Here is a 21932-nt window from a genome sequence, read left to right on the forward strand (position 1 = left end):
GATGTGCCCTCGTCGCGAACCCCGGTCGAGACGTGAACGAGGGCGCCGCCACATCGTGACGACGCCCCCGGGCATCAGTTCCGCAATGAAATTCCTAGTGGGCCTGGTTGTAGGCCTCTACGATTTCGGCAGAGATCCGGCCACGTGCAGACACCGGCCAATCATTGTTCCGTGCCCATTCACGAATGGCAGCGGTCTGTTCCCGATCCGAACCCGCACGTGCGGGCTTTCGCGTCGCGGGTGCGGCCGACGGGCCGACCTTGCCGCGCTTGCGGCCCCCGACCTTTCGTGCGTGCTCGATCCAGAATTCCAGCTGGTCGCGCAACTTGGCAGCATTTTCTTCCGATAGGTCGATCTCGTAGGTAACTCCATCGAGTCCGAACTCCACCGATTCATCTGCGGCCGTTTCCTGGTCCACATCGTCGATGAGAGTGACGGTGACCTTCTTTGCCATGTGTTGAGAATCCTCTCGAATGAAGAAAGCGGTCCCCCCCGGGACACGACCACGATACCCCGGAATTAACCCATGGCAATACGAAAACCGCTGTGCGGAATTAGCGGGTGGTCGGACGAACAATCGGAAACAGGATTGTTTCCCGGATTCCGAGGCCGGTGAGCGCCATCAGCAGACGGTCGATTCCCATTCCCGTGCCCGTCGTGGGCGGCATTCCCTGTTCCATAGCCGCGAGGAAATCCTCGTCGAGAACCATGGCCTCGTCGTCACCTGCCGACGCAAGTCGCGCCTGGTCGAGGAAACGCTCTCGTTGAATCACCGGGTCGACGAGTTCCGAGTAGCCCGTGGCGAGTTCGAAGCCGCGAACGTAGAGGTCCCATTTCTCGGTGACACCCTTCACCGAGCGGTGGTCCCGCGTGAGCGGAGACGTCTCCACCGGGAAATCACGGACGAATGTGGGCGTGTACAACTGGTCGCCGCACATGTGCTCCCAGAGTTCCTCGACGAGCTTGCCGTGGCCCCAGCCCTTGCCTTCGGGAACCGTGAGGTCGACACGTTCGGCAAGCGACTTCAATTCGTCGACGGTGGTCTCCGGCGTCACCTCGACACCGATGGCCTGCGACAGAGACGGGTACATTTCGAGGGTCTTCCATTCGCCCCCGAAGTCGTATTCGGAGCCGTCGGCCAATGTGACCACGTGGCTGCCGAAGACGGCCATCGCAACTTCCTGGACGACCTCGCGGATCATCTTGGCCGAGTCGTCGTAGGTGCCGTATGCCTCGTAGGTTTCCAGCATCGAGAATTCGGGAGAGTGCGTGGAGTCCGCGCCTTCGTTGCGGAAATTCCGGTTGATCTCGAAGACCTTCTCGATGCCACCCACGACACATCGCTTGAGGAACAACTCGGGAGCAATCCGCAGATACAGGTCGATGTCGAGTGCGTTCGAATGGGTGACGAACGGACGGGCCGCGGCACCACCGTGCAATGTCTGGAGCATCGGCGTCTCGACCTCGAGGAAATCGCGGCGTTCGAGAGCATTCCGCAGTTCGCGTACCACCGCGACACGCATCCGGGCATTCTTGCGCGCATCCGCCCGGACGACAAGGTCGACGTAACGCTGACGGACTCGCGTCTCCTCGTTCATTTCCTTGTGCGCGACCGGCAGCGGGCGCAACGCCTTCGACGCCATGCTCCAGGAGTCGGCCATGACACTGAGCTCACCGCGGCGCGAGCTGATGACCTCGCCGTGGACGAACACGAAGTCGCCGAGGTCGGTCTCGGCTTTCCACGCCGCGAGAGCGTCCTCCCCCACACCGGCGAGGCTGATCATGACCTGCAGCTGGGTCCCGTCGCCTTCCTGCAGGGTCGCGAAGCAGAGCTTTCCGGTGTTGCGGAGGAAGATGATGCGTCCGGCCACGCCTACCTGCTCGCCTGTCGTGGCGTCGGGTTCGAGGTCCGGGTACGCGGCCCGGATCTGGGCGAGGGTGTGCGTACGCGGCACGACTACCGGATAAGCGTCCTTACCCTCCGCCAAGAGTCGTTCGCGCTTGTCGCGGCGGACACGGATCTGCTCGGGGGTGTCGTCGGGCTGCTGAACGCTGGCATCACTCACGGGTAATCAGACTATCGGAAAGCCCAGGCCCGATATTCCCCAGCTACCGGAGTTCGCGCGGTCAGATCAGTGCGCGGTGACGCGCGCCACGTCCTCGGCGACGTGCTGCGCCGCGGTGACCGCGCCGACGAGATCCGCGGACCGGATCGCGGCATAACCACCCACGAGCATCGTCACCCTCCGCAGCCCGCGTCGACGCAGGTCGAGGACGACGCGGCGGGTTTCGGCGCCGCGGGCGGACACGAGGATCCACTCCCTGTCGCGGTCGGTGGCCAGCGCGAGTCGCCCCGGATGAGTGGGGTCGAGGCGCGCGGGCAGAAGCTCGGCACCGATCGCCAGTGCGCCGGGCAATGTGCCCTGCACGGCTCGTTCACCGCTCTCGCGGATGTCGACGACGACGGCACCGCGGGCGACCGCCGCGGCGAGTTCGCTCGGGTAGGTGCGCTCGACGGCCGGCAGGTACACAGCGACCGGAGCAGAAGAAACAGATGCAGAAACAGAATCGAGCAGCGCAGCGCGCATGAGAGATCTCCCAGGAAAAGTGTCGACAGTCGAGGCAGGCGTCAGCCTCGACAACACTCCTGGGCGCTCATGCAACGGATCACGGAAGCATCTTTACACAGAACCGCGCCCTGCGGAACCCGGGGCGCGCGTAGCGCGTCTCACCTGGTTCCGCTCGAAGACGAGGCGCAGGCCCTCGAGGGTGAGATCGGGTTCGTGGTGCTCGAGAGTGCGTGATTCGGGCATGATCAGCGGCGCGCTGTCGCCCGTGCCGATCACCGCGACGTCGTCGGCTCCGAATCCGGGCACTTCCGCGCAGACCCGCCGCACCAGACCGTCGACCATGCCGGCGAAACCGAAGACGGCACCGGACTGCATGCATTCGACGGTGTTCTTACCGAGAACGCCGCGGGGCCTGACCAACTCGACCTTCCGGAGCGCCGCCGAATGCGACGCCAATGCGTCCATCGCGATTTCGACGCCGGGGGCGATAGCCCCGCCGAGGAACTCCCCCTTGGCGGACACCACGTCGACACACGTCGAGGTGCCGAAGTCCACGATGACGCAGGGCGATCCGTAGAAGTGGTGGGCCGCAAGGCTGTTGACGATGCGGTCGGCCCCGACCTCCTTGGGGTTGTCGACGAGCAGCGGCACCCCCGTCCGGACGCCGGGTTCGACGACCACGTGCGGTACCTGCGACCAGTACCGTCCGAGCATGATCCTCAGCTCACGCAGCACCGACGGCACGGTGGACAACGCGGCCACGCCGGTGATGCGGTCGACGTCGTCTCCGAGCAAGCCCCGGAACAGTAGCGCCAGTTCGTCGGCCGTCATCCGCGGGTCCGTGCGAACGCGACGGTCGCATACCAACTTCGAATGTGTCCCGCTTCCCGTGAAGACGCCCAGAACGATGTTGGTGTTCCGGACGTCGACGGCGAGGAGCATGTCTACACCAGGGACGGTGCGTCGAGTGTGGACAGCATCCGGGGAGTGATGAGACCGGATCCCTCGGGTGCGTGCGCCGGATCGTTACCCAGTTCGACGGGACGGTTGTCGGCGTCGACGAACACGACGGCCGGGCTGTAGTCCTTGCATTCCTGCTCGTTCATCACGCCGTAGGCGATGAGGATGACGAGGTCGCCGGGGCTGACGAGACGTGCAGCGGCGCCGTTGATTCCGATCACGCCCGAGCCGCGTTCACCGGCGATGACGTAGGTCTCGAGGCGGTTGCCGTTGTCGATGTCGACGATGCACACCTGCTCGCCCTCGAGCAGATCGGCGGCGTCCATCAGATCCTGATCGACGGTCACTGAACCGACGTAGTGCAGGTCCGCGTGGGTCACCGTGGCGCGGTGGATCTTCGACTTCATCATGGTGCGGAACATGTTCGTCCTCGGTTTCCTTCTCGTTTCGCGAACTCGGTCAGCGGGTCAACAGGTCGTCCGCGACGGTCGGATCCACCTGTCCGACCGCGCGTTCGAGAAATCCGGTACCCACGGCGACCCCGACATTGTCGATCAGGCGAGTGGTACCGAGTCGTGCGGCGACGAGCAACCGGCCGTCACCTCGTTCGGGCGCGGGCCCGAGGTCGGCGCCACGCACCTCGAGGTAGTCCACCTCGATCTCGGGAGCGGAGGCGAGCACGTCACGGGCTGCCGCCAGGATGGCGTCCGGGCCGCCGGCGGCCGCGTGCGCTCCGGCGACCAGCGCTGCCGACAGCGTGGTGGCCACCTCGCGCTGCGCCTCGGAGAGGTAGCGGTTGCGGGAGGACATGGCGAGCCCGTCGGCTTCCCGGACGGTGGGCACACCCAGGATGCGGACATCGAAGTTCAGGTCGGACACCATCTGCCGGATCAACGCCAGCTGCTGGTAGTCCTTCTCCCCGAAGTATGCGGAGTTGGGGGCCACGATCTGCAGCAGTTTCGCGACCACCGTCAACATGCCGGCGAAGTGGCCCGGCCGCACAGCGCCCTCGAGTTCCGAACCGAGCGGGCCGGGGTGGATCGTGGTCCGCGGTCCGTTCGGGTACATCGCCGCAGCCGACGGCGCGAACACCAGTTCCACACCGGCATCGCGGAGCAGCTCGAGATCAGCGTCGAGCGTGCGGGGGTAGGCGTCGAGGTCCTCGCCGGGACCGAACTGCAGCGGATTGACGAAAATCGATACGACGACGACCGCGCCCGTCAGCTTCGCTTGCTTCACCAGTTCCAGGTGCCCGGAGTGCAAGGCACCCATCGTCGGTACGAGTGCCACCGTCCGGCCGACACTGCGCAGGGCCCTGGTGACCTTTCGCAGTTCCGCGGGTTCGTGGTGCACGGTGGTCTCTCCACGCACGTAACCGCCCTGTCGCGCTTCACTCACCGTGATCAGCCCTTTCGAGAATTTCCATAAGTTCCGGCTTCGAACCGGTTCGCTGCGCAGATCGCAGCGACAAAGCGCGATAACCCGCCGCAATCTGCGGATCGGCGTCCTCGAGCACCTGGAGGTGCTTGGCCACCGTCTCCGCATCTCCGCGCGCAACCGGACCGGTGAGTGCGGCGGGTCCCCGCCGCAACACGTTGTCCAGGGCAGCGGTGAGCAGCGGTTGAAGGACCCGTTCGGCGACCCCACCGGGGTCACCGTCGACGAGTTGCTGCCCGAGCAGTTCCTCGCCCGCGAGCGCGACCCGTAACGCTTCGACAGCGTCGGCGACCAGTGTGACCAGATGGTTGCTGCCGTGGGCGAGCGCCGCATGGTAGAGCGGGCGCATCTGCTCGGAGACGCGCACCGGTTCGCCACCGATCTCGAGGACGAGCGCCTGTGCGATGGCGTAGCCGATCTCGTCGGCCGCGGTGATTCCGAAGCATGTGGACGCCAGACGTGAGGTGTCCTCGTCGTGTCCGGTGAACGTCATGGCGGGGTGGACTGCGAGCGGCACCGCACCCAGTTCGGCGAGCGGAGCGAGAATGCCGATGCCGTGTGCACCGGATACGTGAAGGACGATGGTGCCGGGCTTGACCGCCCCGGTCGTGGCGAGCCCGTCGACGAGCGATTCGAGTTCCGAATCGGGAACAGCGAGGACAAGCAGATTGCAGCGGCCGGCGACCTCGTCGACCGGCAGGATCTCCGAGTCCGGCAGGCGGATGCTCGCGCGATGCTTCGAGACGTCGGACACCGCCGAACAGGCGACGACGACATGGCCCACACGTTCGAGCGCCGCACCCAGCGCGGTGCCCACGCGACCTGCGGAAACAATTCCGACCGACAACCGGGCAGGCGCAGGCGCATTTGTGATCCCGAAGGAATTCACGGGAGTCCTCTCATTCGTTCCAGTCCCGCTCTGCGGGTACCGGACGTTCGACCGACAATAGCGCGCTGCGTTCTGCGCCCGCCACGACGGAGGAGAGTGATCTGTGCCTCACCCGCCCCCGAGCAGCCGATACGGCTGGACCGCGTGACGAAGAGGATCAGCGTTCGGAAGAGAGAGCGGCGAGGATTTCCGCGACGCTCCGGCCTTCCGAGTGGGCGCCTTCCGCCCGGCGGCGGCCGCGCCGACCCGTCGGGGGCTCGGCAGTCGGGACGTCGGTCGGGCGCGAATCGGCGGCCGAGCCTTCGGCTGCGGGCGTTTCGGGAGCACCGCGTTCCGGAGGGGGCCCGAAAGTGCGCGGTTCGGAAGGACGCGGTCGGGAAGGACCGGTCTCGGCCGCACGAGCACCACGGGTGTCGATGTGCTCCTCCGGTGAGACCGTCGTCGTTTCCGCGGTCAACGGTTCGTCGTCGGGCGAGGCGAATGCCGGACCCGACGGCCGCGGCGCGGTGACGCGGGTCGTGGCGTCGAGTTCGCGCCTGCGTTCGGTCTGCCCGTCGAGGGCCACGTTGTCGTCGGGAAGACGACCGTCGAACAGCACCTCGAGATTGTGGCGAAGTGCCGCGAGGTCACGGCGCAGGGCTGCCATTTCTTCCGCGTCGATGCGGAGATCGGACCGGACCCGTTCCTCGACCGTCAATTCGTATTCGCGGCGCGCGGAGATCTCGCGTTCGAGTTGGAGATCGTAGACCGTCTTGAGGTCCTCGACCTTGGCTCTGTCGAGCGCCGACTCGCGGCGGTACTTGGTCATTGCGATCGCTCCGACGGTAGCCGCCCACAGCGCCACGACCACCGCGATGCGCAATACCTGCACGCTGTCACTGATGACCAACAGCAAGGACGCGATCATGGCCAATGCGAGCAGACCGGCCACGATCATCGACCCGGTACTGCGCCACGGGCGACGATTTCTGTTCTCTCGTCCCGGGGAAACCATACTTATCAGGGTACGTGTCTTCCCAGGTAGGACGGGCAAAGCCCCACCTCTCCGAACGAAACCCGTTCGGCCGCACGGCCGGTCCTTCCGTAGCCCCGCTCAGGCCGCGGGTTCTCCGGGATCTTCGGGGTCCTCCGGTGCCTTGCAACAGTATTCGAGCCACAGCGCAGCAGCCACAAGAGCCACACCGGCAACAGCCCCGACGACCGCTCCGGAGGTGTCTTCCACTGCGGCCCGGATCTGGGCTCGCTCCGGAAGCAGGTAGACGAGGAACCCGATCCATACGCCTGTACTGGCCGCGCCGACGAGAGCCGACGCCTTCGCGAGCGCGACCGAGCGCGCGACCGTGATCGGGTGGATCCGGCCCGGCCCCTCACCGATCTCGTCCTTGCCGACCCGCGAACGGATGACGAACGCGAGGATCGCCTCGATCACCGCCGCCACGTACAGCGACGCGCCGGCGTACACCGGGATAGCCGGCAGCGAGCCGTACAACGTGCGCACCAGCAGCCAGGTGATCACCGCCGCCAGCAATGCCAGCGCCAGCAGGTCGCGAACCCGGGTCGGTTTCATCACTCGTGCTCCCTCGCACCGGCGACAGTCAAGTCCGACTCCGTGCGGTGCACGCCGTCGCGCTCTGCCGCGTCGAGTCCCGCGAGCCAGTCGGCGATCCGTCGCGTCTCCCCCTCTGCGGTGAGTATCGCGTCGGGTTCCACGTCGAGCCACGGCACGAGCACGAACGCCCGCTGGTGTGCTCGCGGATGCGGCAACGTCAACTCGGGATCCTCGCTGAGAAGCTCCCCGTCACCGGTATCGCACGAGACGACGTCCACGTCGAGACTTCGCGGGCCCCACCGCTCGAGACGCACCCGTTCGGCTGCCGCCTCGAGTTCCCGGCCGAACCGCAACCAGTCGTACGGCCCGAACGCCACGTCTTCCGCGACGATCACCGCGTTGAGGAAATCCTGCTGTTCCACCCCACCCCAGGGCGCCGTCGAATACACCGCAGAGACGGCGACGACGCGCGGCCCGAGCGCGTCGACCACCGAACGCAGATGCGCGACGCGGTCGCCGACGTTGGAACCGATCGACAACACGGCCCGGCTCACGACGCGCTCCGGGTCCGATCGACCACGACGGCGACATCCGAGAACGTCAGCGGAATCGGCGCCGACGGCTTGTGGAGGGTGACCTCGACTCGCGACACCCGTGGGTCGGCGAGAACACCGTCTGCGATCTCCCCGGCCACCGTCTCGATGAGGTCCCGGCCCGGTCCCGCGATGACGGCGGCCGCGCGCTCGGCGAGCTCGCCGTAGTGCAGGGTGTCGTTCAGGTCGTCGCTCGCCGCGGCCGGCGCCAGATCGAGCCAGGCGACGATGTCGACGAGGAAATCCTGTCCGTCACGCTTCTCGTGGTCGAACACGCCGTGGTTCCCGCGGACCCGTAGTCCGCGCAGTTCGATCCGGTCACTCATACGTGCATCCTCTCCGCCCCGCCGTGCTGCCATGCCCGAACGACCGCCAGCGCGTCGCGCGACGCCTGTACATCGTGCACACGCACACCCCACGCGCCGTGGGTGGCGGCGAGCGCCGACACCACGGCCGTCGCGACCTCCCGGCCCGCGGGCGGACGCACGGAGCCGTCGGGAGCCGCGAGGAGGGATCCGAGGAAACGTTTGCGGGATGCCCCGATAAGCACCGGGAATCCGAGCGCGTTTAGCTCCGGCAGGCCGTGCAGCAACTGCCAGTTGTGGTCCGGTTCCTTCACGAACCCGAGCCCCGGATCAAGGATGATCTTCGACGGCTCGACACCTGCGGCGACTGCGACATCGACCTGGGTGAGCAGTTCGTCGCGCACCTCGGTGACCACGTCGTCGTAGTGCGACGAGCCGCCTGCGTGGACGAATCCGTCGGTCGGCCGCCAGTGCATGAGGATCCACGGCACGCCGGCCGATGCGACCACCGACGCCATGTCGCTGTCGGCGCGGCCACCGGAGACGTCGTTGACGATCGTCACACCCGCAGCGACCGCGGCCTCCGCCACCGATGCGCGCATCGTGTCGACGCTCGTGCGAATCCCTTCGGCGGCGAGAGCCTCGATGACCGGTGTGACCCGATCCGCCTCGACCGCCGGGTCGATCCGGGCCGCGCCGGGACGCGTCGATTCGCCGCCGACGTCGACGATGTCGACGCCGAGCTCACGCAGTTCGAGTCCCCGGGCGATGGCGGAGTCACGATCGAGATAGCGTCCCCCGTCCGAGAACGAATCGCTGGTGACGTTGAGGACGCCCATGACGATGGGCCGCTGTTCGGCCGGGATGACACTCACCGGCGCAGGATGAGGTCCAGGGCCTCGGCGCGCGACGCCGAACTGGTCTGGAGCAGGCCCCGCACGGCCGAGGTGGTCGTGCTGGCTCCCGGTTTCCGGATTCCCCGCATCGCCATGCAAAGGTGTTCTGCCTCGACGACCACGATCACGCCGCGCGGCTCGAGCTTGCGCACCAGCGCGTCGGCGATCTGGCTGGTGAGCCGCTCCTGCACCTGCGGGCGCTTCGCGTAGAGGTCGACGACGCGCGCGAGCTTGGACAGGCCGGTGACGCGACCGGTCGGGCCGGGGATGTAGCCGACGTGAGCGACACCGTGGAAAGAGACCAGGTGGTGCTCGCACGTCGAGTACATCGGAATGTCGCGCACCAGCACGAGTTCCCGGTGCCCCTCGTCGAAGGTCGTGTTGAGAACCTCGTCGGGGTTGGTGAACAAGCCCGCGAAAACCTCGCGGTATGCCCGCGCGACCCGCGCCGGGGTGTCGCGAAGTCCTTCCCGTTCGGGATCCTCACCGACTGCGATCAGCAGTTCCCGCACGGCTGCCTCGGCACGGGCCTGATCGAAGACCCGGCCCGCCTCTACGCTCAGCGTCTGCGACACCACGTCGTCGTCGTCCATACCGGAACCCGTTGCGGTACTCACGTGATCAACCGACACCCGCCAGTCCTCCACTCTTGAAGTTGCTCGTCGTCTCAACGCTGGCCGGACGGCCCGTCCCACGGCTGGGTGGGTGGCGGTTCGGGGGCGGGCTGCCCCTCGTCCCGTTGTTCATCGGGGTTGTCGGAACCCGTTCGGGTCCAATCGGGGTAACCGCCCCGGAAGGTCCCGCGCTCGTCCTGCTGCTCCTCCGGCGGCCAGCCCGGTGCCGACCATCCTGCAGGAGCACCGTAGTCGGGCCGGGTCGCGTGCCGAGGTCCGCCCGGATACGGCGCCGGCGGGAAGCCGGGCAGCGGCTCGGACGACGGGATCGGCTGGGGAGCGCCGTAGCCGTTCGCGGGAGCAGACGGCTGGTACTGCGGCTGCGCCGGCTGGTCTCCGGGGTAGCGCGGCTGCTCCTGCTGCGGAGCACCGGGGTACTGCGGCTGCGCGCCCGGGTACTGCGGCTGCTGCTCGCCGGGCCGGCGGTCGTCGCCGTGCGACGGCCCGCCGTTGGGAGGCGCGGAGTGCTGCGGATGCGGCTGCTGCGGCGACTTCGTCAAGCTCGGCGGCTCGGCAGGCCACGGCTCGCCGCGCTCTTCCGCGAGCTCGCGCGGAGTCTTGATCGGCGGCTTGTCGGAGGGCACACGATCACCGAAATCGTTGAACGTGGTGATGCGCGGGCGCTTCTGGACATCGGCCAGAATCCGCTCGAGGTCCTTACGGGTGAGCGTCTCGTGCTCGAGCAACTCCCCGGCGAGCACGTCGAGTGCGTCGCGGTACTCGTTGAGGATCGACCACGCCTCGGTGTGCGCAGCCTCGATGAGGTTGCGGACCTCTTCGTCGATCTCCCGCGCCACCTCGTGCGAGTACTCGGTCTGCGTCCCCATCGACCGGCCGAGGAACGGGTCGCCCTGTTCCTTGCCGTAGTGCACGGCACCGAGCTTCGCGCTCATGCCGTACTCGGTGACCATCGCACGCGCGATCTTCGTCGCCTGATCGATGTCCGAGGAGGCACCGGTGGTGGGCTCGCGGAAGATCAGCTCCTCCGCGGCGCGGCCACCCATCGCCATGACCAGGCGCGCGATCATCTCGGATCGCGTCATCAGGCCCTTGTCGTCTTCCGGCACGGTCATCGCGTGTCCGCCCGTGCGACCGCGCGCCAGGATGGTGACCTTGTACACCGGCTCGATGTCGGGCATCGCCCACGCGGCGAGCGTGTGACCGCCCTCGTGATAGGCGGTGATCTTCTTCTCGTATTCGCTGATGATGCGGCTCTTGCGGCGCGGCCCACCGATCACCCGGTCGACGGCCTCTTCGAGGGTCGCCTCGGTGATGACCGTGCCGTTCTCGCGGGCGGTGAGCAGTGCCGCCTCGTTCACGACATTCGCCAGGTCGGCACCGGACATACCCACGGTGCGCTTCGCGAGGCCGCTGAGATCGGCGTTCGGGTCGATCGGCTTCCCCTTGGAATGCACCGCGAGAATTGCGCGGCGACCTGCGAGATCGGGATTGCTCACCGGGATCTGGCGGTCGAAACGTCCCGGCCGGAGCAACGCGGGGTCGAGGATGTCGGGCCGGTTGGTGGCGGCCATGACGATGATGCCGGAACGGTCGCCGAACCCGTCCATCTCCACAAGGAGCTGATTGAGGGTCTGTTCACGCTCGTCGTGACCACCGCCGAGACCCGCACCACGCTGCCGGCCGACGGCGTCGATCTCGTCGACGAAGATGATGCAGGGTGCGTTCTGCTTGGCCTGCTCGAACAGGTCGCGCACACGCGACGCGCCGACGCCGACGAACATCTCGACGAAGTCCGAACCGGAAATCGTGAAGAACGGAACTCCGGCTTCGCCCGCGACCGCACGCGCGAGCAGGGTCTTACCGGTGCCGGGAGGGCCGTACAACAGGACGCCCTTGGGAATCTTGGCGCCGAGGGCCTGGTAGCGGCTCGGGTTCTGCAGGAAGTCCTTGATCTCGTAGAGCTCTTCGACCGCCTCGTTCGCACCGGCGACGTCGTTGAAGGTCGTCTTCGGCATGTCCTTGGTCAGCTGCTTGGCACGGGACTTGCCGAAGCCCATCATGCCGCCGCGACCACCGCCCTGCATGCGGCTCATGACGAGGAAGAAGACCACGAGCAGGATAGCCATCGGCACCAGGAACAGCAGGATCGAGGTGAGCCAGCTCTCCTGGGTGACCTGCGTGTTGTACTTCGGAACGCCGGAGTCACCGACCAGGTCGAAGATCTGCTCCGACGCCGACGCCGGGTACTTCGCGATGATCTCGGTGCTGCCCTCGGTCGCGTCGTCGCCGTTGTTGAGCCACAGACGAAGCTGCTGCTCACGGTCGTCGATGCGCGCCTCGCTGACGTTCTTCGCCTCGAGCTGGGAGATCGCGACAGACGTGTCCACCTTCGTGAAGCCGCGCGTATCGTCGCCGAAATAGCTGAAGGCGTAGATGACCAACAGGATGCCGGCGACAATCGCCAGATTACGGAACACTGTCTTGCGGTTCATACAGGTTCGGCCCGGCCGGCCGGTCCTTTCGATAGTGACGTCATCAGATGTCGTGTCGAGGTCGCTACACCCGGTGCGGTCGCGTCGTCGCAAGCAGTGACCGACCAGGCACCGCAAGGTTACCGCGTGACGACGAACCACCGCCGAGTCGCAGCAGGTCGTTCGAAGACACAACGAACCGGGGGCGTCCCTTGTTCCCACCCCCGGCGAGCTGCGGGCGGCGCATCCTGCGGCGTCTGCGCTTGGACCGCGCGGGTACTAGCTGCTGTAGACCTTCGGGTGGAGCGTGCCGATGTAGGGCAGGTCGCGGTACCGCTCGTCGTAATCGAGGCCGTACCCGACGACGAATTCGTTGGGGATGTCGAATCCGACGTCCTTGACCTCGACGTCGATCTTCTGGGCCTCGGGCTTGCGCAGCAGGGTCACGACCTCGAGCGACGCCGGGTTGCGTGTCGACAGGTTGCGGATGAGCCAGGACAGGGTCAGACCCGAGTCGATGATGTCCTCGACGATCAGGACGTTGCGGCCGGCGATGTCCTTGTCGAGGTCTTTGAGGATGCGCACCACGCCCGAGGACGAGGTCGAGGAACCGTACGAGCTGACCGCCATGAATTCCATCTGGGCCGGGATCGGCAGCGCCCGGGCGAAGTCGGTCATGAAGAAGATCGCGCCTTTGAGCACGCCGATGAGCAACAGGTCGCCTTCCGGGGCGCCCTCGGGGTATCGCTCCGCGATCGATGCCGCCAGTTCGGCCGTCCGCTCTGCGATCTGCTCCTCGGAGATCAGCACCGAGGCAATGTCACCTTCGTACACCGGGTCCTACCACCTTCCGTCAGTCGTCCGCGCACCGCTGCTGGTCGACGAACTCCGTACTCAGCCTGCCACGCCGCCGCAACACGACCAACCTGGTCCCCGGTCGAGGACCTCTGCCCACAGCGACGGGACCCTGCCCGTGCCATCGCACGACCAGATCGTCTATTGCGCGCAGCGACTTGTCGTTCGGCGCAGACGCACCCCGCGCGAGGAGCCACAGCCGAACGGCGCGGCGGCGGACCGCCGACGGCGCATCGGTGAGCACCGTCACATCCACGCCGTTCTCGCCGGTGGCATCGCGCGGGGCAGCGGCACGGTCGAGCAGGTCGGCCGCAGCCGCATCGAGTGCGTCCCCGTCGTCCCGCAGTTGTGCGGCCGTGCGCGCGAGCGCCGCGGCGACTCCGCCGCCGAGGATCTCTTCGAGCAGCGGAAGGGCCTCGGTCCGCAAACGGACGCGGGTGAATCGCGGGTCGGCGTTGTGCGGATCCTCGTAGGGGCGGTAGCCGAGTTCGTCGCACGCGCGTCGCGTGGTCTCGCGCCGCACGCCGAGGAGCGGTCTACCCCAAGGGTTGTCGAAGGGTGCCATTCCCCGGATGGACCGCAGACCCGATCCTCGCCCCAGGCCGAGCAGCACGGTCTCGGCCTGGTCGTCGAGGGTGTGGCCGAGAAGCACCGGCATTTCGCCGCGCGCGTCGTCGAGAGCCCGGTACCGGGCGGCGCGAGCGGCGGCCTCGAGTCCGCCAGGGCCGGTCACCTCCACCGCGACCACGCGGGCGGCGACGCACCCGCGCGCATACGCGAACTCCGCGGCCCGGGCGGCGATGCCCGAGGAGCCTTCCTGCAGACCATGATCGACGACTATCGCGTGTACCTCGTCGGCTTCGGCCACAGCTGCGGCGGTGAGGGCGGCGGAGTCGGCACCGCCCGACAGCGCGACGCACACCTTCCGCGCGTCGTGCGCCGACAGCCAGGCGCGCACGGCCAACCGCACCTCGTGGATGGCGGGCGTCTCGGGCAGCAGCGGGTCGAGCGGCACGGTCAGCCCAGCACCCGAGCGATCCAGGCGTCGGGATGGTCGATCTCGGTGAGCGTCGGGAGCGCGTCGGGGCCGGACCACACCGCGTTGAACTCGTTCATGCCGACCTTTGCGACGACCGCGTCGACGAACTTCTTGCCGTGTACGTACTGCGCCATCTTGGCGTCGACACCGAGCACGATCCGGATCATGCGGTGGAGCGGATTGCCGTTGCGACGGCGCCGGCTGTCGAAGGCACGGCGGATCCGGGCGACCGACGGAACCACGGACGGTCCCACCCCGTCCATGACGTGATCGGCATGGCCTTCGAGCAGTGTGCCGAGTGCGAGCATCCGGTCGAGCGATTCACGTTGCGGTTCCGCCTGGGTGGCGCGCAGCAATCCGACCATTCCGCGTTGCGACATCGGCTTGTCGCCGGGAGTGCGCAGTTCGCGGGCCGCGGCGGCGAATCTGCTCACGACCTCACCGATCGGTTCGTCCACCGCTGCGGTGAGGTCGGCGGTGGAGTCGCGCATGAGGTCGGCCATCCACGGAGCCTGTTCGAACTGGATCCGGTGGGTGACTTCGTGCAGACACACCCACAAACGGAAATCCGCGGTCGGAACCTTCAGTGCGCGCTCGACGGCCACGACGTTCGGCGCGACGAGCAGCAGCGTGCGCGAGAAGGGGTCGTACTGGCCGAGGACCGCGGAGGCGAGATACGCGAGCATCGCACCTGCCTGCGCACCTGCGGGTTTCCCGAGCCAGCGCCCGGTCCGGTCGGCTCCGGTGAGGTCGGCCATCGACCCGGCCGCGGCGCGCACCCAGTCGGGACGGTCGACGACGCGCGCCGGCGATGGCACCGTTCCGTCACCCATCCCGGTCTGCTCGCGCACCGGGCCTTCGGCGCGCTCGGCCGCGGCATAGAGTTCCTCGGTCACGGCGTCGTGGGTGTAGCGCGACATCGCGGGACCGGGACGGCTGAGCCGGGCACCGACGCCCGCCGCGAACTCCCAGTCGATCGCGTCGCCGATGCCCCGCTCCTCCCCGCTCATCGGCAGCCGCATCCTCGAAGTACTGCTGCGATGTCGTCCAACGCGGGCCGTGCTTCACCGGGGAACCGGTCGTTGGAGAGCAGCGCGAACGTCAGCACCCGCCCGTCGACGTCCACGACGTATCCCGAAAGTCCACTCACAAGACTCAGTGTGCCCGTTTTCGCGCGCACCCACCCGGCTCCGGCTCTCGCAGTGGTGCCGTAACGGTCGCTGAGGGTGCCGGTGGCACCCGCGACCGGCAGGTAGTCGAGCATCGGACGCAGTGCCGGCTCGTCCGGACCGGCGGCCCGGGCGAGGATCGAGTCGAGCGCCCGCGCCGGGATGCGGTTGTCCAGGGACAGGCCGCTCAGATCCTGGAGCGTGACACCGGTGGTATCGATCCCGGCGTCCTGCAAGGTGCGGGTGACGGTTTCGACCGCTCCGGCGAAAGTGGGTGCGGTGCCCGCCGAGATGGCTACCTCGCGCCCGATGGTTTCGGCGAGCACGTTGTCGGAGCGCTGCACCATCTGCTCCAGACGAGTCCGCAACGGTGCGGACTGGACCGACGCCATCGGTGCGGTCCCCGGCGATGCGGTCCCGATGGTGACGTTCGCGGGATCGACACCGAGGGCCACGGCGAGCGCCCGCCCGGCATCGAGCGCGGGTGTTGCCGAACGAGGCGATTCGTCTTCGAGCGGCTGCAGGCGTCCGCCGTCGAGCATCACCGGTTCGATGGGCGCGACGAACCCGTCACCCACGTCCGAGGGGTCCCATCCGGTGGCGAGGGTCGGTCCGCTGTAGATCCCGACGTCGACGACCACGGCATCGACCGCGGCTCCGCTGCGCTGGAGCTGTTGCGCGAGATCGGCGATACGCGGTCCACCCGGGTAGAAACCGTCTTCGCCCACCGGCTGTGCGGTGAGCGTCGGGTCGCCACCGGCGACGAGGACGACCTCGCCGGGGCGCGAGCCCTCGACCACCCGCGTGGTGATGCGGTGATCGCTGGGCAGGAGGAGGGATGCGGCTGCTGTGACGAGCATCTTCGTCGTCGACGCCGGCGTCATGGGGCGATCGGGGTCCTGGGACCACAGGACGGTGCCGGTCGCCGCGTCGGTGACCGAGCCACCGAAAGTGCCGAGCGCCGGGTTCTTCACGGCACCGTCGAGCGCAGCGGCCAGAGCCGCGGGGACCGGTGCCGGAGCATCGTCTGCCACGGGCGCGACCAGCGGATCCGCGACGACCGGCGCGGGGGCCGGGACGATCGTGGCGCTGGAAGTGGTGCGTACGTCGTAGACGGCGAATGCCCCTCCGACGACGAGAGCGAGGAAACCCGCAGTCCATATGGCGAACAGGATGCGGACGTTCCTGCGCCTACGTACGACCAACGAACCTTGCCTCTTGTTGTTGTCCTGCCCCGCCAACACGCCTCCGATGTGTCGTGCACACTCGCGCCCTGGTGGCCGCCTTCGTGGTCCCGGTACCTGCTTCGTCCAGCCTAGCGCCGCGAACGTTATCCTCTCTGCGGACCATCACCGCAGATACGGATGTCGTATCGCGAGCGAAAACACCTACGAAGTGAGGCAACGCGTGGAGTTCGAGGTCACCATCGAGATCCCCAAGGGACAGCGGAACAAGTACGAGGTCGATCACAAGACCGGCCGCGTCAAGCTCGACCGCTACCTCTACACCTCGTTCGGGTACCCCGCCGACTACGGGTACATCGAGAACACCCTCGGCGAAGACGGTGATCCGCTCGACTGCCTGGTGCTGCTGCCCGAGTCCGTGTTCCCCGGCGTCATCGTCGAGGCCCGCCCCGTCGGCATGTTCAAGATGGTCGACGAGGCCGGTGGCGACGACAAGGTCCTCGCGGTTCCTGCGGGCGACCCGCGGTGGGATCACATCCAGGACATCGACGACGTTCCGCAGTTCGAACTCGACGCGATCAAGCACTTCTTCGTGCATTACAAGGATCTCGAGCCGGGCAAGCATGTCGAGGCTGCCGATTGGACGGGCCGCGCCGACGCCGAGACCGAGGTCCACGCCTCCATCGCACGCCTGAAGGCAAACGGCGGGCACTGAGTCTCCGGGAGCACTGAGTCTCCGGGACACTGAGTTCCTGCGGGAACCGAGTTCCAGCGGGCGCCGTCCCGCGCTCGGCTGTGACGACACGAACTCCCGGTCGATCCTCGGATCGGCCGGGAGTTCGTCGTTTCCGTGTGCCGGTGTCCACCGGCCGGTCGCTACCGACCCTTGAACTGCGGCGGACGCTTCTCGAAGATCGCCTTGATCGCCTCGCCGAGGTCCTCGGAGGGCAGGAACGCGGCGTTCCACGCTGCGACGTAACGCAGGCTGTCGTCGACCTGTGGGGAGCGGCTGTGGTCGAGCACGTCCTTGATGCCGTGGACGACCAGCGGCGGGTTCGCGGCGATCTCGGCGGCGGTCTCGTGGGCGGCAGCGAGGACTGCTTCGGCGTCGGTGAACACGTCGTTGACCAGACCGATCTTCTCGGCGCGGGCGGCGTCGATGTCCTTGCCGGTGAGAGCGAGTTCGCGAACGTGCCCGTCGCCGATGATGTACGGCAACCGCGCCAGCGTCCCGACGTCCGCGACCATGCCGACCTTCACTTCCCGGACGCTGAACTTGGCGTCGGCGCTCGCGTAGCGGATGTCGGCGGCAGTGATGAGGTCGACGCCGCCCCCGATGCACCACCCCTGGATCGCGGCGACAACGGGCTTGCGGCAGTCGGCGACGGCCGTGATGGCAGCCTGCATCCGCTTGACCATCTCGTGGAAATCGGTGCGTGCCTTCGCGCGCGCCCCGTCCTCGAGAACGGTCGCGAGGTCACCGCCCATCGCTACGAGGTCGAGACCGAAGGTGAAGTGCTTGCCCGAACCGGCGAGCACCACCGCTCGTACGTCCGGGTCGGCGTCGAGTTCGGCGAACAGAACGGGGAGTTCGGACCAGAAGTCCGGGCCCATCGCGTTGCCCTTGCCTGGCCCGATCAGCGTGACCTGGGCGACGTGGTCCTTACGCTCGACGGTGAACGCTTTCCAGCTGGTGTGATCGGTCATTACTCGAGGGTAATATCTTTCGTCCGCGCGCACAGCGTCCGCCCCGGAACAACCGGGAGTTTCGTGTACTCGCGGCCCGCCGACAGGTCCTACTCTTGACCCATGAGCAGGTTCTGGCACCCGAACGTCGCCCGTGTAGCCGACACGCTCATCGCCCGCGGACACCACGGACTCATCGTCCGGCAACCCGACTCCGTGCGGACCGCGGAAGAAGCCGCGGCGGCCGTGGGCGCAGATCCGGCCGCCATCGTGAAGTCGCTGGTGTTCCTCCTCGACGACGACCCGATCCTGCTGCTCGTGTCCGGGGCACATCGCGTGGCGCTCGACCGAACGGGTGAGCGCCTCGGCGGAACACTCGTGCCGGCTCCGCGGTCACTGGTCGTCGAGGTCACCGGGCAGCCTGTCGGCGGCGTCGCCCCGCTCGGCCATCCCACCAACCTGCCCACCTACATCGACCGTTCCCTTCAGGACCACGGTGAATTGTGGGCCGCGGGCGGTTGCACAAATACATTGTTCCGCACGACATATCGAGAATTGATTCGCATCACGGCGGGTGTCGACGTGGATGTGGACTGAGACCTGTCGTCCCGACACCGTCCGGTGCGCCCCGCGCGGTACACTTCGACTCATGACCGAAGCGTGGAGCCGCAGGCACGTCGACCTGTGCCGCACCCGCTCGAGTCTGTGTGCGTACTGAGATACGCACCAGCCCTCCTTCTTTCCGGCATCTACGACCGTCACCGGTCGTGTCCGCGGCGCCGGCACGCCCATTCTCCGAGCGGAGCTCCCTCGATGACCACCGACCATCTCGAACGCACAGACAACGCCCTCCCGCCCGACAAGCCGGAACTTGTTCTGATAGTCCAGGTTTCGGATACCGGAGCCGTCAAACCCGGCGATCTCGCTGCTCTCGCCGACGCCCTCCGCGAAACAGCGACCGGGCTTCTCCCCGGTGCGCGTACCCATACGCTCCTCAGTTCCGGCCCCGCACCACTCGTGGTAGACCTTCCCGCCCGCGGCCTGATACTCGACGGAAGCCGAGTAGAGCTGAGCCACACCGAGTTCGAGATTCTCGCGCATCTCGTCGGCCGTCCAGGCACAGCGGTGCCGCGCTCAACGCTGCGCGCCCTCGGCGCCGGCTACGTCGATGCGGAACGCGGCAACCGGGCCGTCGACGTGCACGTCTCGCGTATCCGCTCGAAGCTAGGCCGATTCGGAAACGTCGTCACCACCGTGCGCGGGTCCGGATACCGGTTCGACCCCGATGCGCGCGTTCACGTCGTCGAACTGCTCCATCGACGGAGCGCCTGACAAAGACCAAGGGGCAGGAGAGTTCTCCTGCCCCTTCGTCTTTCCCTCCCCGCGCTAGGACGCCCGTGCGACCGGGGGTGTTCCTTCGCCGAATCTGCGCAGCACCTCCACGACGGTCGGTGAGATCGTGAGAAGCCCTCGCGCTTCCAGCCACGGGAGGGTGCCGTCGACGAGATGCTCGACGGTAAACGGTGCGGGTACGGGCACGAGCGTGACGCCGTCGGCCACCCCGACGGAATGGATGTCGGCGATGAGGCTCGCGAGCCCCTCGGGAGTCCCCACATACGACAGCGTGCCCGGCTCCCGGCGGGCGGCACTCTCGATCCGGGCGTGCCTGCGCGCAGCACGCGCATCGGGATCGACCAGCACCTCGAGATCGACGAGCACCGTCACGGACTCGGGGTCACGGCCTTCTGCGGCGGCCTCGGAGCGGAGTCGATCGCGAACCTTCCCTGCCTCCCGCAGATCTGTCGCACGAACCCGGATCACGTTGCCGGACGGTGCCGCAGGGTCGAGGGGCGGTTCGCCCGGGTGGCCGACGGTGAGATCGGCCCAGTAATCCGGCCCGGACGGCCGGGAGAGTTCGACTGCAACGCGCAGCAACCGCTGCGCGGAATCCGAATGGACAGAATCGTTGTACGACATGATGACCTCTCGTAATGAGCCGCAAGCGGCAGCAGCCGAAGAAAGCGTGCGGAGAGAACTCAGGCCGGACAGATGCCGGAGGCTGTCCGGCACAGGTCGACATGCCGACGGCACCAGTGCGCGGTGGTCGCCTCCGAGGTCATGGCGAGCACCCTACCGATCTTGTGGGGAATTGTCGACCGCCACCTGTGTCGTCAGATGCATTGCGACGCACCTTCTCCCGACTGCGCGAGTCCGGTCCGGGTCTCGGGCAAAGGGCTCCACACCCCGTCCGCCTTCGCGTGTGTCCATGAGGGCCCGTCGGCGATCAGGGTCTGCAGCGCAGCGATGAGCCGGTCCACGTCCTCCGACGAGCTACCCAACCCCAGCGACGCACGTACCGCTCCACCCGGCCGCCCCACGCGGGCGAGCAGCGGGTGCGCGCAGAAACGCCCGTCGCGCACACCGATCCCGTGTTCCGCCGAGAGATACGACGCCACCTCCCCGGGTTCGTATCCCGCGACGGTGAAGGTCACGATGCCGACGCAATCGGTCGCATCGTCCCAGAGTTTCAGGATCTCGACTCCCTCGAGGCCGCTCAGTCCGTCGACGAGCAGGCGGCACAACTCCTCCTCGTGACGGATCGCAGCGCCGGTGTCGAATCCTCCGAGGGTGTCGCACGCTGCCGCCAGGGCCGCGACACCCAGCACGTTCGGGGTGCCTGCCTCGTGACGCGCAGGAGCACAGGCCCATTCGGCACCGTCGATGGTCACCTCGCGTACCGCTCCGCCACCTGCCAGGTACGGCTCGGCGGTGTCCAGCCAGTCGCGGCGGCCAACCAGAACCCCCGCGCCGAACGGGGCATAGAGCTTGTGACCGGAGAAGGCTAGGTAATCGATGCCGTCGGCGGCGAGGTCCACACGCCGATGCGGCACCAACTGCGCACCGTCGACGAGGATCCGTGCACCGCAGGAATGAGCGAGGGCGGCGAGTTCACCGATCGGCAGCACCTCACCGGTGACGTTCGAGGCACCCGTGACGGCAAGCAGCGCCGCCGGTTTCCGGATCAGCTCCGCAGCGAGGCGCCGCACCGTCTCCGAGATGGTGTCAGCGGCCACGACGACACGAGAGTTCTTCCACGGCAGCAGAGTTGCGTGATGCTCGATGTCGAGGACCACGACATCGCCGGGCACCGCACCCGCCAGCAGATTCAGGGAGTCGGTGGTGTTGCGGGTGAACACGACCACCTGGTCGGCATCGGCACCGACGAAGCGCGCCACCGACTCTCGCGCGTCCTCGTAGCTCGCGGTGCTCACCCGCGACGCGTAACCCGCACCGCGGTGCACGCTCGCGTAGTAGGGCAGCAACTCGGCGATGCGGTCCGTGACCGTGGCCAGTGCCGGTGCGCTCGCCGCATAGTCGAAGTTGGCGTAGGTGCAGCTACCGCCCTGCACGAGCGGCACCTGCACGTCACAGCCGGAGACACGGGCGAACGGCGCGATGCAGGTGGTGGTCGATACAGCAGTCATGACAAATCCCTCGTCGTTCCAGGGACCCGTCGGTGATCGCCGCGACGAAGGAGATCGATCGCCGGCGGAGTCCGCGCTTGCCGTGTCCGGTTTCGGAAACACAGCCAGGTCGTCACCCGGAGCACCCCACCGCGGAGGAGGGTTGCCGACCAGCAAGCCGGGGCTCGATGCTGGTACTCATGACCTGCCGAAGAGGATGGCAGCCGGAC

Annotated in this window: 25 protein-coding genes and 1 riboswitch; of the genes, 4 read left to right on the forward strand and 21 right to left on the reverse strand. The window is 67.4% G+C overall.

Going from position 1 to position 21932, the window contains the following annotated elements; all coding sequences use genetic code 11:
* Positions 1-94: 94 nt before the first annotated feature.
* From RDCOP1_RS16400 to dacB, 18 genes are all read right to left on the reverse strand, one after another.
* Positions 95-454: a histone-like nucleoid-structuring protein Lsr2 gene (locus RDCOP1_RS16400; RefSeq protein ID WP_072702588.1), complete on the reverse strand. Its 360-nt coding sequence runs from the start codon at positions 452-454 to the stop codon at positions 95-97.
* Positions 455-554: 100 nt separating this feature from the next.
* A complete protein-coding gene (gene lysS / locus RDCOP1_RS16405; RefSeq protein ID WP_072702591.1) occupies positions 555-2066 on the reverse strand; it encodes a lysine--tRNA ligase in 1512 nt (503 codons plus the stop codon).
* A 66-nt stretch (positions 2067-2132) separates the two neighbouring features.
* On the reverse strand, positions 2133-2588 hold the full coding sequence (locus RDCOP1_RS16410) for a rhodanese-like domain-containing protein (protein WP_072702595.1): 456 nt from the start codon (positions 2586-2588) through the stop codon (positions 2133-2135).
* Between the two features lie 93 nt (positions 2589-2681).
* Entirely contained in the window at positions 2682-3512 is an 831-nt protein-coding gene (locus RDCOP1_RS16415) for a type III pantothenate kinase (protein WP_072702598.1), read from the reverse strand.
* 2 nt (positions 3513-3514) lie between these two features.
* Positions 3515-3952, reverse strand: coding sequence for an aspartate 1-decarboxylase (panD, locus tag RDCOP1_RS16420; protein ID WP_072702601.1), 438 nt, complete (start codon positions 3950-3952; stop codon positions 3515-3517).
* Between the two features lie 37 nt (positions 3953-3989).
* Positions 3990-4928, reverse strand: coding sequence for a pantoate--beta-alanine ligase (gene panC / locus RDCOP1_RS16425; protein ID WP_072702605.1), 939 nt, complete (start codon positions 4926-4928; stop codon positions 3990-3992).
* Positions 4921-5856, reverse strand: coding sequence for a Rossmann-like and DUF2520 domain-containing protein (locus RDCOP1_RS16430; RefSeq protein ID WP_072702609.1), 936 nt, complete (start codon positions 5854-5856; stop codon positions 4921-4923). Before RDCOP1_RS16430 ends, panC begins: the two co-directional genes overlap by 8 nt.
* 157 nt (positions 5857-6013) lie before the next feature.
* Positions 6014-6850, reverse strand: a complete 837-nt coding sequence (locus RDCOP1_RS16435) for a DUF6779 domain-containing protein (RefSeq protein WP_174555824.1) — start codon at positions 6848-6850, stop codon at positions 6014-6016.
* Positions 6851-6949: 99 nt separating this feature from the next.
* On the reverse strand, positions 6950-7423 hold the full coding sequence (locus RDCOP1_RS16440) for a DUF3180 domain-containing protein (RefSeq protein WP_072702615.1): 474 nt from the start codon (positions 7421-7423) through the stop codon (positions 6950-6952).
* Positions 7423-7959 (reverse strand): 2-amino-4-hydroxy-6-hydroxymethyldihydropteridine diphosphokinase, encoded by a 537-nt coding sequence (gene folK, locus RDCOP1_RS16445; RefSeq protein WP_072702618.1) that lies wholly within the window; start codon positions 7957-7959, stop codon positions 7423-7425. The genes RDCOP1_RS16440 and folK overlap by 1 nt, the downstream gene beginning before the upstream one ends.
* Positions 7956-8324, reverse strand: coding sequence for a dihydroneopterin aldolase (gene folB, locus RDCOP1_RS16450; RefSeq protein ID WP_072702622.1), 369 nt, complete (start codon positions 8322-8324; stop codon positions 7956-7958). The genes folK and folB overlap by 4 nt, the downstream gene beginning before the upstream one ends.
* Positions 8321-9142, reverse strand: a complete 822-nt coding sequence (folP, locus tag RDCOP1_RS16455) for a dihydropteroate synthase (protein ID WP_174555829.1) — start codon at positions 9140-9142, stop codon at positions 8321-8323. Before folP ends, folB begins: the two co-directional genes overlap by 4 nt.
* A 32-nt stretch (positions 9143-9174) precedes the next feature.
* Positions 9175-9792: a GTP cyclohydrolase I FolE gene (gene folE, locus RDCOP1_RS16460; protein WP_072702772.1), complete on the reverse strand. Its 618-nt coding sequence runs from the start codon at positions 9790-9792 to the stop codon at positions 9175-9177.
* Positions 9793-9866: 74 nt separating this feature from the next.
* Positions 9867-12326, reverse strand: a complete 2460-nt coding sequence (gene ftsH / locus RDCOP1_RS16465; RefSeq protein WP_072702629.1) for an ATP-dependent zinc metalloprotease FtsH — start codon at positions 12324-12326, stop codon at positions 9867-9869.
* A gap of 258 nt (positions 12327-12584) precedes the next feature.
* The gene (gene hpt / locus RDCOP1_RS16470; protein ID WP_072702632.1) at positions 12585-13139 is read right to left on the reverse strand and encodes a hypoxanthine phosphoribosyltransferase; all 555 of its coding nucleotides are present in this window, start codon (positions 13137-13139) and stop codon (positions 12585-12587) included.
* A 19-nt stretch (positions 13140-13158) separates the two neighbouring features.
* Positions 13159-14202: a tRNA lysidine(34) synthetase TilS gene (tilS, locus tag RDCOP1_RS16475; RefSeq protein ID WP_072702782.1), complete on the reverse strand. Its 1044-nt coding sequence runs from the start codon at positions 14200-14202 to the stop codon at positions 13159-13161.
* The gene (locus RDCOP1_RS16480; protein ID WP_072702775.1) at positions 14178-15209 is read right to left on the reverse strand and encodes an Rv3626c family coenzyme F420 biosynthesis-associated protein; all 1032 of its coding nucleotides are present in this window, start codon (positions 15207-15209) and stop codon (positions 14178-14180) included. Before RDCOP1_RS16480 ends, tilS begins: the two co-directional genes overlap by 25 nt.
* Complete coding sequence (dacB, locus tag RDCOP1_RS16485; RefSeq protein WP_072702778.1) at positions 15206-16609, reverse strand: D-alanyl-D-alanine carboxypeptidase/D-alanyl-D-alanine endopeptidase; 1404 nt, start codon at positions 16607-16609, stop codon at positions 15206-15208. Before dacB ends, RDCOP1_RS16480 begins: the two co-directional genes overlap by 4 nt.
* Before the next feature lie 166 nt (positions 16610-16775).
* Between dacB and RDCOP1_RS16490 the strand changes: the two genes are divergently transcribed.
* Positions 16776-17267, forward strand: coding sequence for an inorganic diphosphatase (locus tag RDCOP1_RS16490; protein ID WP_072702635.1), 492 nt, complete (start codon positions 16776-16778; stop codon positions 17265-17267).
* A gap of 161 nt (positions 17268-17428) precedes the next feature.
* On the opposite strand, the gene RDCOP1_RS16495 is transcribed toward RDCOP1_RS16490, so the two are convergent.
* The gene (locus RDCOP1_RS16495; RefSeq protein WP_072702638.1) at positions 17429-18259 is read right to left on the reverse strand and encodes a crotonase/enoyl-CoA hydratase family protein; all 831 of its coding nucleotides are present in this window, start codon (positions 18257-18259) and stop codon (positions 17429-17431) included.
* Positions 18260-18361: 102 nt separating this feature from the next.
* Between RDCOP1_RS16495 and RDCOP1_RS16500 the strand changes: the two genes are divergently transcribed.
* The 3 genes from RDCOP1_RS16500 (at position 18362) to RDCOP1_RS16505 (ending at position 19570) form a co-directional block, all read left to right on the forward strand.
* A complete protein-coding gene (locus RDCOP1_RS16500) occupies positions 18362-18835 on the forward strand; it encodes a YbaK/EbsC family protein (RefSeq protein WP_072702641.1) in 474 nt (157 codons plus the stop codon).
* A 52-nt stretch (positions 18836-18887) separates the two neighbouring features.
* Complete coding sequence (locus tag RDCOP1_RS22035) at positions 18888-18956, forward strand: putative leader peptide (protein WP_358474337.1); 69 nt, start codon at positions 18888-18890, stop codon at positions 18954-18956.
* Between the two features lie 95 nt (positions 18957-19051).
* Entirely contained in the window at positions 19052-19570 is a 519-nt protein-coding gene (locus RDCOP1_RS16505; protein WP_072702644.1) for a winged helix-turn-helix domain-containing protein, read from the forward strand.
* A gap of 54 nt (positions 19571-19624) precedes the next feature.
* Here RDCOP1_RS16505 and RDCOP1_RS16510 read toward each other — a convergent pair whose 3' ends face one another.
* A complete protein-coding gene (locus RDCOP1_RS16510) occupies positions 19625-20215 on the reverse strand; it encodes an LLM class flavin-dependent oxidoreductase (protein WP_072702647.1) in 591 nt (196 codons plus the stop codon).
* A gap of 194 nt (positions 20216-20409) precedes the next feature.
* On the reverse strand, positions 20410-21723 hold the full coding sequence (locus RDCOP1_RS16515; RefSeq protein ID WP_072702650.1) for an aminotransferase class V-fold PLP-dependent enzyme: 1314 nt from the start codon (positions 21721-21723) through the stop codon (positions 20410-20412).
* 68 nt (positions 21724-21791) lie between these two features.
* A riboswitch (SAM riboswitch) is annotated at positions 21792-21908 on the reverse strand.
* Positions 21909-21932 lie beyond the last annotated feature (24 nt).

Source organism: Rhodococcus coprophilus NBRC 100603 (assembly GCF_001895045.1).
In the GTDB taxonomy this organism is placed as follows: Bacteria; Actinomycetota; Actinomycetes; order Mycobacteriales; family Mycobacteriaceae; genus Rhodococcus; species Rhodococcus coprophilus.